Here is an 11,468-nt window from a genome sequence, read left to right as displayed (position 1 = left end):
TGTCCTGCATGCCGCTCCGCGCTTCGATGCTGCTCGCCGCCGCGCTCGTCGCGGCCCCCGCCCTCGCGCAGGACAAGGTGATCTTCGCCACCAACTGGAAGGCGCAGGCCGCGCACGGCGGCTTCTACCAGGCGCTGGCGGACGGCACCTACCGGAAGTACGGACTGGACGTGACCATCCGGCCCGGCGGCCCGCAGGTCAACAACCGACCACTGCTGCCGGCCGGACGCATCCATTTCCTGATGACCGGCAACCTGCTGCACAACTTCGACAACGTGAAGAACGGCGTGCCGACGGTCGTCGTCGCGGCGATGTTCCAGAAGGACCCGCAGGCGTTGATCGCGCACCCCGGCCAGGGCTACGAACGCTTCGAGGCACTGAAGAGCGCATCGGTGGCGCTGATTGCCAAGGACGGCCAGTTCAGCTGGTGGCAATGGCTGAAGGCGACGCACGGCTTCAAGGACGAGGCGCTCAAGCCCTACAACTACAACCTCGGCCCCTTCCTGGCCAACAAGAAGGCGATCCAGCAGGGCTACTCGGTGGCCGAACCGATCTACGTCGAGAACCAGGGCCGGTTCAAGCCGGTGGTGCACCTGCTCGCCGACCACGGTTTCTCGACCTATTCGACGGTGATCGAGGCGAGGCTGGAGACGGTGAAGACCCAGCCCGACCTGGTGCAGCGTTTCGTGGACGCGTCGATTCTCGGCTGGGTGAACTACCTGTACGGCAAGCGCGAAGCGGCCAACGCGCTGATGATCAGGGACAACCCCGAGATGACCGAGGCGGAGCTCGAGGCCTCGGTCGCGCTGATGAAGCAGCAGGGCATCGTCGACTCGGGCGAGTCGCTGGCGAATGGCATCGGTGCCATGAACGAAGGCCGCATCCGGGATTTCTACGCGCAGATGGTCAGGGCCGGTCTGTACAGGACCGGCGAGGTGGATCTGTCCAGAGTGGCAACCTTCCAGTTCGTCAATCGCAAGGTCGGACTGGACCTGAAGGAGAAGCTCGGCGGCAGATGACCGGCCTCAAGCCGCGCGGGAGGCAGCCGATAACGAGGCACGATCACTGCCCCTGAGGTTCGCCGTGCCGGACCTGAACGCTTCACTGACACAGCCGCTTCGCGATCTCGCCGCCTGGACCGAACACTTCCGCGGTGCCGTGATCCCGGTACTCGCTCCGACCGCCGAAGCCATCGAGGCGATGCGCGAGAACGAAGACGCGGTCGACGCCAACGCCATCGGCGAGATGGTGTCCCACGACCCGCTGATGACGCTGAAGGTGCTGGCCTACGCGGCGACGCACCGTCCGGCGCGCATGGTCACCGACATCGAGACGGTCACCGCCACGCTGGTGATGATGGGCATCTCGCCGTTCTTCCGCGCTTTCGGACCGCAGCCCACCGTCGACCAGGCGTTGGCGGCACAGCCCGAGGCCCTTCATGGGCTCGCCGAGGTGATCGAACGCGCCCACCGCGGCGCCACCTTCGCGCTGGCCTTCGCGGTCCATCGCATGGATCCCGACGCACCGCTGCTGCACGAGGCCGCGCTGCTGCACGACTTCGCGGAGATGCTGTTGTGGTGTCACGCGCCGACGCTGGCGCTGCAGATCCGTTCGGCGCAGCGCGCCGACCCGACGTTGCGCTCTGCGGCGATCCAGAAGCAGTTGCTCAATGTCGAACTGGCCGACCTGCAGCAGGCCCTCATGAGGGCATGGCGGCTGCCCGAGATGCTGGCCCGCATCACCGACGATCGCCACGCCGAGCAGGCCAAGGTACGCAACGTACTGCTTGCCGTGCGCCTGGCACGCCACACCGCGCAGGGGTGGGACAACGCCGCCCTGCCCGACGACGTGGCCGACATTGCTGCGCTGCTCAACCTGTCGCAGGGCGCCGCGCCGCAGCTCGTGCGCAGCGTCGAGGCCTGAAGCTTCTCGATCGTGTGGCGCTGCGCTCACAACGGCAGCGCGGTCGTATTCTTCACGCGGTCGAGCACGAAGCTTGTCTTGCAGTCCTCCACGCTGGGGTGGCGCAGCAGCGTGTCCATCACGAAACGCGAGTAGTGCGCCATGTCCTCGACGACCACGCGCAGCAGGTAGTCCATCTCGCCGGTCAGCGCGGCGCATTCCACCACTTCCGGCCAGGTCTGCACCGCCGCGCGGAACAGGTCCATCGGGTTGCGCTTGTGCACCTCGGCGTGCTTTTCCAGCCGAACGTTCAGGTAGGCGGTGAGGCCGAGGCCGACGCGCTCCGGCGACACCAGCGCCACATAGCTGGCGATCACGCCGGATTCCTCAAGGCGCTTGACACGGCGCAGCGTGGCCGAGGGCGACAGGCTCACCTGCGCGGCCAAGACGTCGTAGGTGACGCGGCCATCGGTCTGCAGCGCGCGAAGAATGCGCCGATCGATGGCATCGAGCGGGATGGCGGTTTCCATTCGCCAGATTTTGCAGTTTTCATGCTCAAACTGCCAGATCGACGCGTGAACTTGCAAGAATCCTGCGCCCTGGCGCTTCTACAGTGCGATCCAGCGTTGAGGCAGGTCAAAACGCCGCGAACACAGGAGCGCCGCATGCAATTCACCCCCTGGGACAACCCGATGGGCACCGACGGTTTCGAATTCATCGAGTACGCGGCGCCGGACCCCGCGGCGCTGGGTCGGCTGTTCGAGACGCTGGGCTTTCGCGCCATCGCCCGGCACCGCACGAAGAACGTGCTGCTGTACCGACAGGGCGAGGTGAATTTCGTCGTCAACGCAGAGCCGGATTCGTTCGCGCAGCGGTTCGCGCGTCTGCACGGCCCCTGCGTCTGCGCCATGGCCTTCCGCGTCAAGGACGCGAAGCAGGCCTACGAACGCGCGCTGTCTCTCGGAGCCTGGGGTTTCGACAACCGCACCGGCCCGATGGAACTGAACATCCCGGCGATCAAGGGCATCGGCGACAGCCTGATCTACTTCGTCGACCGCTGGCACGGCAAGGATGGCGCCAAGCCCGGCGCGATCGGCAACATCAGCATCTGGGACGTCGACTTCGTGCCGCTGGGCGACGCGCAGGCCGCCGTCTTGGGCCACGGCCTCACCTACATCGACCACCTCACCCACAACGTGCACCGTGGTCGCATGAAGGAGTGGGCAGAGTTCTACGAGCGGCTGTTCAACTTCAAGGAAGTGCGCTATTTCGACATCGAGGGCAAGCTGACCGGCCTGAAGAGCAAGGCGATGACCAGCCCCTGCGGCAAGATCCGCATTCCGATCAACGAGAGCAGCGACGACAAGAGCCAGATCGCCGAGTACCTCGACCTCTACCACGGCGAAGGCATCCAGCACATCGCCCTGGGCACGAACGACATCTACCGCACGGTGGACGGCATGAAGCAGGCCGGCGTGCAGTTCCAGGACACCATCGAGACCTACTACGACCTGGTCGACAAACGGCTGCCGAATCACGGCGAGAACCTCGCCGAGCTTAAACGCCTGCGCATCCTCATCGACGGCGCGACGCACCAAGGGGCGCCGAACGAGCTGCTGCTGCAGATCTTCACGCAGACGGTGATCGGCCCGATCTTCTTCGAGCTCATCCAGCGCAAGGGCGACGAGGGTTTTGGCGAGGGCAACTTCCGCGCCCTGTTCGAGAGCATCGAACTCGACCAGATCCGCCGCGGCGTGTTGCAGGACCAGACGGCAGCCTGAGGTCCGCCATGAACACGCAGCCGGACTTCCACTCGGGCGTCAACCTCGGCGTCGCGCCGGTCACCTACGGGCAGGGCGACCGCCCGCCGCGCGGGGACTACGCCCAGGCCCGCGCCGACTACACCTCCGAGCAGCACTGGGAGCGCTACAGCGCGACCGAGCACGACCTCTACCGCCGACTCTACGAGCGCCAGGCCAGGCAGTTGCCGGGGCTGGCCTGCGAGGAGTTCATCGAGGCCGTGCGGCACCTGGGCGCACCCGATCGCATCCCGCGCTTCGACGCACTGAGCGAGAAGCTGCATCGCGCCACCGGCTGGGAAGTGGTCGCCGTGCCGGGACTGATTCCCGAGGAGGCATTCTTCGCGCTGCTCGCCCAGCGGCGCTTCCCGGTGACCGGCTGGATCCGCCGGCCGGAGGAGTTCGACTACGTCGTCGAACCCGACGTGTTCCACGACCTGTTTGGCCACGTGCCGCTGCTGTTCAACCCGATGTTCGCCGACTACATGCAGGCCTACGGCGCCGGCGGCCTGAAGGCGAGCCGGCTCGAGGCCTGCGAGTACCTGGCGCGGCTGTACTGGTACACGGTGGAGTTCGGCCTGATCGCCACGCCGGCAGGCCTGCGCGCCTACGGCGCCGGCATCCTGTCGTCCGCCGGCGAACTGCGCTACAGCGTCACCAGCCCCGTGCCGCAGCGCCTGCCGTTCGAACTGGAGCGCATCATGCGCACGCGCTACAGGATCGACAGCTACCAGGCCAGCTACTTCGTCATCGACAGCTTCGAGCAGTTGTTCGCGGCGACCGCACCGGACTTCGCACCGATCTACAAGCGCGTGGCCGGCGAGCCGGAGTTCGATGCCGACAGCCGCGCCCAGACCTCGGCGAATACTTCCGGCTGATCGGCCAGGTGCACATGCGCGCTGCCCGGGACGTGCCGGTTGTCAGCGCCTGGCAGGGTTGCGGTCGACGGCGGAAAGACGATGTTGTCGCAGTGGCTGTAGAAGCAGGTGAACTGCGCGTAGGGGGACTGGCCCGCCCGCGCACGCTCGGCCGCGCGCAGCCCGTCGAGCCAGGCGTTGCGCCTTCTCATCTGCAAACTGTTGGGCGTGACGCCGAAGCGGGCCAGCCAGGTGCCGGCATGCGGCGACCCGATGGTGACCACATGCTCGACCGCGTCACGCTGCACACAGCGTGACAGCCAGGCGCGCACGGCCAGTCCGCCCATGCTGTGCGCGACGACCAGGGGCGCGCGCCCCGTGGCTTCGCGCACGCGCCGAACCGCATCGTCCACGGTGCCCACGTAGTCGTCGATGCGTCCGAACACCGGCTCGAGATTCACGGCGACGAAGGGCACGCCGGCCGCGCGAAAGCGCGCGAGCCACGGGTTCCAGAAACCGCGGTTGCAGACGAAGCCGTGCACCAGCACCACGCCGAGGCGGCCGCGATGTCCGGCATCGAGGAAGTCCGGTTGGGCCTGCGAGCGGAACGGCTGGCGCCAGCAGAAGACACGCGGCGCCGACCGCGCCTCCCCCCACCAAGCGCGCAGCAGTTGGGCGGCGCTGGCGCGGGGCGCAGGGTCGTCGTCGCGCGTCCAGGCGAGCAGCACGAACTCGAGGCCGAGGAAGAGCGCATAGCCGAACAGCACGAGCATGGCACCGACCAGCGCCCAACCCCAGCGCTGCTGGCGCGCAAACCACAGTGCCCAGGCGGCAGCCAGCGCGAGCAGCGAGAGGGTGATGGCCTGCTGCAGGCGTGCGAGCATGCGACGATGCTACGCGAGCGCCACGTCGCGCCCGGCGAGGCGCTTCGCCAGGTCGGTGGCAAGGCGATTGACGATGCCGTAGATCGAGAGCTGCGGGTTGGCGCCGATGCTGGTCGGGAAGATCGAACCATCGTGCACCGACAGGTTGGCGACCTGCCAGTGCGTGCCGTCGGAGCGGACCACGCCGCGCTGCTCGTCGGCTGCCATGCCGCAACCGCCCATCACGTGCGCGCTGACCACTCGGGCAAGCAGCGGCTTCATCGGCAGCTCGGCGATCGCCTGCCGGGCCTGGCTCCAGGAGGTGTAGCGTTGTGCCATCTCGTGCACCGGCAGCACGACCTGCGCGCCGGCGGCGAACTGGATCTCGGCCATGCTCAGGTAGGCACGGCGGGCGCCGTCCATCACGAACTCGTTCAACGGGTAGTCGAGCACTGGCGAACCGTCGGAGCGCAGCGCCACGCGACCGCCCGGCGACTGCTCGTGAAAGCCATCGCGCATCAGTGCGAGGAGGGCATGCGTGTTCGGAAACTGAGCCAGCAGGTCTGCCTGATCGCGGCCGAAGCCCGGCAGCGTGGAGGCAAAGATCACCGGGTGGATGGGTGGCGCCTCGAGCTTGTAGCCGATCGGGCCGTCGAGCGGCTGGGTCTCGAGGAAGTGGTCGGAATAGATGGTCTGCGGAGCGCCGTCCCAACCCGCGATCTCACGGTCGAACAAAGCCGCCGAGATCACCACTGGATGCAGGAAGGTGCGTCGTCCAAGCCGACCATGCGGGTCGGGCACGCCCGAACGCAGCAGCAGGGCCGGCGAGTTGATCGCGCCGCCGGCGACCACGTAGTGCTTGGCCGTGATGCGCACGACGCCTGCGCCTGCTGGACGCCCGGCCAAGTCCACCGGCACGCAGCGCAGCGCCTCGACACGGCCGCCCTTCAGTTCCAGCGCTTCGGCGCGAGTCTGCACAAGCAATGTCGCACCACGCTCCAGCGCGGCGGGAATCGTCGTCACCAGCATCGACTGCTTGGCGTTGGTCGGGCAGCCCATGCCGCAGGAGCCGAGGTTCCAGCAGCCCTTGACATTGCGCTGGATCATCGGCGCAGTCATCCCCAGCGCGGTGGCGCCCCGGCGCAGCAGTTCGTTGTTGTCGTTGGGCGCCATCAGCCAGGGCCCGATGTTCAGCCGGCGCTCGGCCTGCCGGAACCACGGTGCCATCGCCTCGGCGCCGAAGTCGGTGAGGCCGAAGTGTGTCCGCCAATGTTCCAGCGTCGGCGCCGGTGTGCGGAAGGAGCTGGTCCAGTTGACTGTCGTCGAGCCTCCGACACAGCGGCCCTGCAAGATATTGATCGCCTTGTCGGCCGTCTTGCGTGCCGCGCTCTCCTGATACAAGGCCGGATAGGCTTCGCTTTCGCGCTGATGGAAGTCGGTGCTGCTGCGCAGCGGCCCTTCCTCGACGAGCACCACCGACAAGCCGGCCTGGGTCAACAACTCGGCGGTGATGCCCGCGCCGGCACCGCTGCCGACGATGACGACATCGCAGCCAATGTTCTCGGGCAGCGTAGCCTGGCGGCCGCCGAACACCCGCCAGCCTCGGGCCAGCCCTTCACGCACGGGATCGGGCAATCGGCTCACGTGTCTTACCTCGCTCAGATGTCCATCGGGCCGGGGTAGCCCATGTGCGCCCAGGCTGATGGGTCGGAGAAGTAGGCCGCGTTGGTCAGGTCACGCAGCGCGTGGTAGGCCTGCTGCTTGAGAGCGAGCGAAGAGAGGCGCAACCCCTGCAGGGCGGTGTGTACCTGAGTGACGCTGGCGTCGGGCCATTGCGTTCCCAGGCCGACCAGCGCAACTCGTCCCGGTGCGCTGGCGAGCAGCGCGAGCAATCGCGAGATCTCGCCCCGCGTCGACTCGGGGAAGGCGGTGATCGTGGCCTCGAGCCGGATGAGGTGCTCGTCGAGTGCACGTTCCCGATCCGTCCCGGGTGCTGGCAAGGCGCCATCGAGCACGGTGATCGCGATGGCGCGCATGACGGCACGGGCTCCTTCGCCGAGTCGGCCGTTCGACACCCCGGGCTGGAGCAAGGCAATTCCGCCGCCGGCGACGACAAGAACCACTGTCGCGCCGAGACCGAACTTGAGCAGGGTTCGTCGTTGCATCGTCCTGGTTGGTGTGGCCGCACGCGTCTCTCGGCCGCGCGCAGTGTTGCATCATTCGGCACGGCGGGGCTAGAGCGGCCCGACTAACCGGGGTGGATGGAGTCCTTGGCCGCGGCGCTACATTCGACCGTGGAGTCCTTGCCAACGATGCCCGCAGACGCCCGATCCATCCTTGCGCAACTCGACATCGTCTCGCGCGAACGCGAATTGCGGGCCGCTGATCCGTTGCTGGCGCTGGCCGTGGTGAAGCTGAAGGAGTATCAGCAGCGACGCTTCTGTCTGACCTATGCGGACCTGCTGGCCAGCCCCCGCTACGCGGCGGCATCGCGCTTCTTCCTCGACGAACTCTACGGGCCCAAGGATTTCAGTGAGCGAGACGCTCAGTTTGCGCGCGTGGTGCCAGCCCTGGTCCGACTCTTTCCTCGGGAGATCGTCGAGACCGTGGATGTGCTTGCCCGCTTGCATGCGCTGTCGGAAACGCTGGATACGACGATGGCGAGGCAGCTGATCGACCGCCCCGTGGATCGCAGGTCCTACCTGCTGGCTTGGCAAGCCACGGGCGATGAAGCGTCTCGCGAGCGACAGATCGCCCTGACGCTCACCATCGGTCGCGAGCTCGACCGGCTCACGCGCAAGCCGCTCCTGCGCAGGACGCTCCACCTCATGCGCGGGCCTGCGCGTGCCGCAGGTCTGCCCGCTCTCCAGCAGTTCTTGGAAACGGGGTTCGACACCTTCAAGGACATGGGCGGAGCCGACACTTTCCTGTCGACGGTGGGCGAGCGCGAGCGGCGATTGGCCAGGGTCCTGTTCGAGGCGAGGCCGCAGATGCCACTTCCGCGCTCGCCCTCCGCGCTCGATCCGTTAGGACAATTACCATAGCGGCCGTTTGCCGCGGCCGCGAGCATCGCTAGTTTGACTCCTACTCACGAGAGCGCTCAGTGACCAACCTCGCCCACCCCTGGCTCGCGAGCTATCCGCCCGGCGTCCCCGCCGAGATTGATCCCACCCGCTACAACTCGCTGACCCAGCTGCTCGAGGAGGCTTTCCGTAACCACGCGCGCTCTTGCGCGGCGGTGTGCATGGACAGCGAACTGAGCTTCGCGCAGCTCGACGAGCTCTCGGCTTCGCTGGGTGCCTGGTTGCAGAGCAGGCAATTGGCGCGTGGCGCGCGCGTGGCGCTCATGATGCCCAACGTGTTGCAGTACCCGGTCGCCATTGCGGCGGTGTTGCGCGCCGGCTATGTGGTGGTCAACGTCAATCCGCTGTACACCGCGCGCGAACTCGGGCACCAGTTGAAGGACTCCGGGGCCGAGGCCATCGTCGTGTTGGAGAACTTTGCGCACACGCTTGCGGAGGTGATCGACCGGACACCGGTGAAGCATGTCGTGCTGGCGGCGATGGGCGACCTGCTCGGCTTCTGGAAGGGTCAGTTGGTCAACCTGGCCGTGCGCCATGTGCGCAAGATGGTGCCGGAATTCGACCTCCCGCTAGATGGAGGGCGCACGGTGACACGCTTCAACATGGCGTTGGCTGAAGGGACGCGGATGAGCCTTCGTCGTGTTGAGATCGGCCCGGACGACATCGCCTTTCTGCAGTACACGGGCGGGACGACTGGTATTTCGAAGGGGGCGACTTTGCTCCATCGCAACGTGGTGGCGAACGTGCTGCAGTCGGAAGCGTGGTTTCAGCCCAAGCTCGACACGTTGCCTGTGAATCGACAGTTGACGGTGGTTTGCGCTCTGCCCCTGTATCACATCTTTGCCCTGACGGCCTGCTTCATGCTCGGTGCGCGCTTCGGCATGAAGTGCCTGCTGATCCCCAATCCTCGCGACATTCCTGGCTTCGTGAAGACCCTGGCGCGCCACCGCGTGAGCATGTTCCCGGCTGTGAACACCTTGTTCAACGCCCTGGCCAACGACCCCGACTTTGCCCGGTTGGACTTCTCGGACCTGGTCATCTCCAACGGGGGCGGCATGGCGGTGCAACGGGCCACTGCGGTGAAGTGGAAGAAGGTCACGGGGTGTCCGATCGTCGAGGGCTATGGCTTGTCCGAAACCTCGCCGGTGGCAACGATCAATCGGTTTGACATCGACGAGTTCAGCGGCAGCATCGGCCTGCCTGTGCCTTCGACCTTGGTGGCGATACGCGACGACGACGGAAGGGATGTAGCCGTCGGCCTACCAGGCGAGATCTGCATCAAGGGCCCGCAGGTGATGGCAGGCTACTGGAATCGGCCCGATGAGACCGCGAAGGTCATGACCGAAGACGGCTTTTTCAAATCCGGCGATGTGGGCGTGATGGATCCGGACGGTTCGATTCGTATCGTCGACCGCAAGAAGGACATGATTCTCGTGTCCGGCTTCAACGTCTACCCGAACGAGATTGAGCAGCAGGTGAGCCTGCATCCAGGCGTGCTGGAGTGTGCCGCGGTGGGCGTGCCCGATGAGAAATCGGGTGAGGCCGTCAAGTTGTACGTGGTGCGACGTGACCCTGCCCTGTCCGAGACCGACGTGATGGATTACTGCAGGGAGAACTTCACGGCGTACAAGCGTCCGCGGCATGTCGAGTTTCGCGACGACCTGCCGAAGTCGAACGTGGGGAAGATCTTGCGCCGCGAATTGCGCGGGTAGGGGTAGATTGTCGCTCGGGCTAATTTGCTCTTGGTCCATCTACGTCCTTTCGTCGCTCATCGGCATACCGACAAGGGATTGAGAGCCGCGAAAGATCAATGAAAAAAGCCCCCGTCAAATGACGAGGGCTTCTTTGCTTGTATTAGCCTGACAATGTCCTACTTTCACACGGGAATCCGCACTATCATCGGCGCTGAGGCGTTTCACTGTCCTGTTCGGGATGGGAAGGAGTGGGACCACCTCGCTATGGTCATCAGGCTTAACTTGTTGCCAACTTGCATTTTCAGCAAGACAGCCAATTCGCAGAGTCTGAATCAGTTTGATTGCACACCGAAGCTTCCTTGAAGATCGGCACAACGGCCTCACTCAAACTTTGACGCTCCGGTCAAAGTTATAGGGTCAAGCCTCACGAGCAATTAGTACCGGTTAGCTTAACTGGTTACCCAGCTTCCACACCCGGCCTATCAACGTCCTGGTCTCGAACGACTCTTCAGGGGGCTCAAGGCCCCGGCAAGACTCATCTTGAGACGAGTTTCCCGCTTAGATGCTTTCAGCGGTTATCTCTTCCGCACATAGCTACTCGGCAATGCCACTGGCGTGACAACCGATACACCAGAGGTGCGTCCACTCCGGTCCTCTCGTACTAGGAGCAGGCTCTCTCAATCTTGCAGCGCCCACGGAAGATAGGGACCAAACTGTCTCACGACGTTTTAAACCCAGCTCACGTACCTCTTTAAATGGCGAACAGCCATACCCTTGGGACCGGCTACAGCCCCAGGATGAGATGAGCCGACATCGAGGTGCCAAACACCGCCGTCGATATGAACTCTTGGGCGGTATCAGCCTGTTATCCCCAGAGTACCTTTTATCCGTTGAGCGATGGCCCTTCCATACAGAACCACCGGATCACTTTGTCCTACTTTCGTACCTGCTCGACTTGTCAGTCTCGCAGTCAAGCACGCTTATGCCAATGCACTATCAGCACGATTTCCGACCGTGCCTAGCGTACCTTCGAACTCCTCCGTTACGCTTTGGGAGGAGACCGCCCCAGTCAAACTGCCCACCATACACTGTCCCCAACCCGGATCACGGGCCAAGGTTAGAACCTCAAACACACCAGGGTGGTATTTCAACGTTGGCTCCACGACACCTAGCGGCGCCGCTTCAAAGCCTCCCACCTATCCTACACAGATCTGTTCACAGTCCAATGCAAAGCTACAGTAAAGGTTCATGGGGTCTTTCCGTCTAGCCG

General features: G+C 65.0%; 10 protein-coding genes and 2 rRNA genes. 6 read left to right on the top strand and 6 right to left on the bottom strand.

The features are described from left to right. Window positions 1-8 precede the first annotated feature (8 nt). Both Q0599_RS24035 and Q0599_RS24030 read left to right on the top strand, forming a co-directional pair. Entirely contained in the window at window positions 9-1,019 is a 1,011-nt protein-coding gene (locus tag Q0599_RS24035) for an ABC transporter substrate-binding protein (protein WP_298835229.1), read from the top strand. 64 nt (window positions 1,020-1,083) lie between these two features. Then, window positions 1,084-1,923: an HDOD domain-containing protein gene (locus Q0599_RS24030; RefSeq protein ID WP_298835228.1), complete on the top strand. Its 840-nt coding sequence runs from the start codon at window positions 1,084-1,086 to the stop codon at window positions 1,921-1,923. 26 nt (window positions 1,924-1,949) lie between these two features. On the opposite strand, the gene Q0599_RS24025 is transcribed toward Q0599_RS24030, so the two are convergent. Beyond that, window positions 1,950-2,432 (bottom strand): Lrp/AsnC family transcriptional regulator, encoded by a 483-nt coding sequence (locus tag Q0599_RS24025; protein ID WP_298835227.1) that lies wholly within the window; start codon window positions 2,430-2,432, stop codon window positions 1,950-1,952. A gap of 135 nt (window positions 2,433-2,567) precedes the next feature. Here Q0599_RS24025 and hppD point away from each other — a divergent pair, with 135 nt between their 5' ends. Together hppD and phhA are read left to right on the top strand one after the other, a co-directional pair. Continuing rightward, a complete protein-coding gene (hppD, locus tag Q0599_RS24020) occupies window positions 2,568-3,683 on the top strand; it encodes a 4-hydroxyphenylpyruvate dioxygenase (protein ID WP_298835226.1) in 1,116 nt (371 codons plus the stop codon). A gap of 8 nt (window positions 3,684-3,691) precedes the next feature. Continuing rightward, window positions 3,692-4,579: a phenylalanine 4-monooxygenase gene (gene phhA / locus Q0599_RS24015; protein WP_298835225.1), complete on the top strand. Its 888-nt coding sequence runs from the start codon at window positions 3,692-3,694 to the stop codon at window positions 4,577-4,579. Here the strand turns inward: phhA and Q0599_RS24010 are convergent. The 3 genes from Q0599_RS24010 to Q0599_RS24000 are packed head-to-tail and all read right to left on the bottom strand — an operon-like array spanning window position 4,504 to window position 7,586. Then, window positions 4,504-5,442, bottom strand: a complete 939-nt coding sequence (locus tag Q0599_RS24010) for an alpha/beta fold hydrolase (protein ID WP_298835224.1) — start codon at window positions 5,440-5,442, stop codon at window positions 4,504-4,506. The genes phhA and Q0599_RS24010 overlap by 76 nt on opposite strands. A 9-nt stretch (window positions 5,443-5,451) precedes the next feature. Further along, window positions 5,452-7,065, bottom strand: a complete 1,614-nt coding sequence (locus tag Q0599_RS24005; RefSeq protein ID WP_298835223.1) for a GMC family oxidoreductase — start codon at window positions 7,063-7,065, stop codon at window positions 5,452-5,454. A 14-nt stretch (window positions 7,066-7,079) separates the two neighbouring features. Beyond that, complete coding sequence (locus Q0599_RS24000; RefSeq protein WP_298835222.1) at window positions 7,080-7,586, bottom strand: hypothetical protein; 507 nt, start codon at window positions 7,584-7,586, stop codon at window positions 7,080-7,082. A gap of 147 nt (window positions 7,587-7,733) precedes the next feature. Here Q0599_RS24000 and Q0599_RS23995 point away from each other — a divergent pair, with 147 nt between their 5' ends. Then, a complete protein-coding gene (locus Q0599_RS23995) occupies window positions 7,734-8,465 on the top strand; it encodes a hypothetical protein (RefSeq protein ID WP_298835221.1) in 732 nt (243 codons plus the stop codon). Between the two features lie 59 nt (window positions 8,466-8,524). Then, window positions 8,525-10,216 carry a long-chain-fatty-acid--CoA ligase gene (locus Q0599_RS23990; protein ID WP_298835220.1) on the top strand — a complete coding sequence of 564 codons (1,692 nt, stop codon included), beginning with the start codon at window positions 8,525-8,527 and terminating at the stop codon, window positions 10,214-10,216. 145 nt (window positions 10,217-10,361) lie between these two features. Here the strand turns inward: Q0599_RS23990 and rrf are convergent. After that, a 5S ribosomal RNA gene (gene rrf / locus Q0599_RS23985) occupies window positions 10,362-10,474 on the bottom strand. 137 nt (window positions 10,475-10,611) lie between these two features. Then, window positions 10,612-11,468 (bottom strand): 23S ribosomal RNA (locus tag Q0599_RS23980); the annotation flags it as partial.

This window comes from uncultured Piscinibacter sp., from assembly GCF_937952055.1.
In the GTDB taxonomy this organism is placed as follows: domain Bacteria; phylum Pseudomonadota; class Gammaproteobacteria; order Burkholderiales; family Burkholderiaceae_C; genus Piscinibacter.
The sequence above is the reverse complement of the archived record's forward strand: the minus strand, read 5'-3'. Positions and strand labels throughout refer to the sequence as shown.

What these genes read in the sequence shown, in the direction of transcription:
- Q0599_RS24035 (WP_298835229.1), top strand. Translation starts at nt 9, where the DNA reads ATGCCGCTCCGCGCTTCGATGCTGCTCGCCGCCGCGCTCGTCGCGGCC.
- Q0599_RS24025 (WP_298835227.1), bottom strand. Translation starts at nt 2,432, where the DNA reads ATGGAAACCGCCATCCCGCTCGATGCCATCGATCGGCGCATTCTTCGC.
- hppD (WP_298835226.1), top strand. Translation starts at nt 2,568, where the DNA reads ATGCAATTCACCCCCTGGGACAACCCGATGGGCACCGACGGTTTCGAA.
- phhA (WP_298835225.1), top strand. Translation starts at nt 3,692, where the DNA reads ATGAACACGCAGCCGGACTTCCACTCGGGCGTCAACCTCGGCGTCGCG.
- Q0599_RS24010 (WP_298835224.1), bottom strand. Translation starts at nt 5,442, where the DNA reads ATGCTCGCACGCCTGCAGCAGGCCATCACCCTCTCGCTGCTCGCGCTG.
- Q0599_RS24000 (WP_298835222.1), bottom strand. Translation starts at nt 7,586, where the DNA reads ATGCAACGACGAACCCTGCTCAAGTTCGGTCTCGGCGCGACAGTGGTT.
- Q0599_RS23995 (WP_298835221.1), top strand. Translation starts at nt 7,734, where the DNA reads ATGCCCGCAGACGCCCGATCCATCCTTGCGCAACTCGACATCGTCTCG.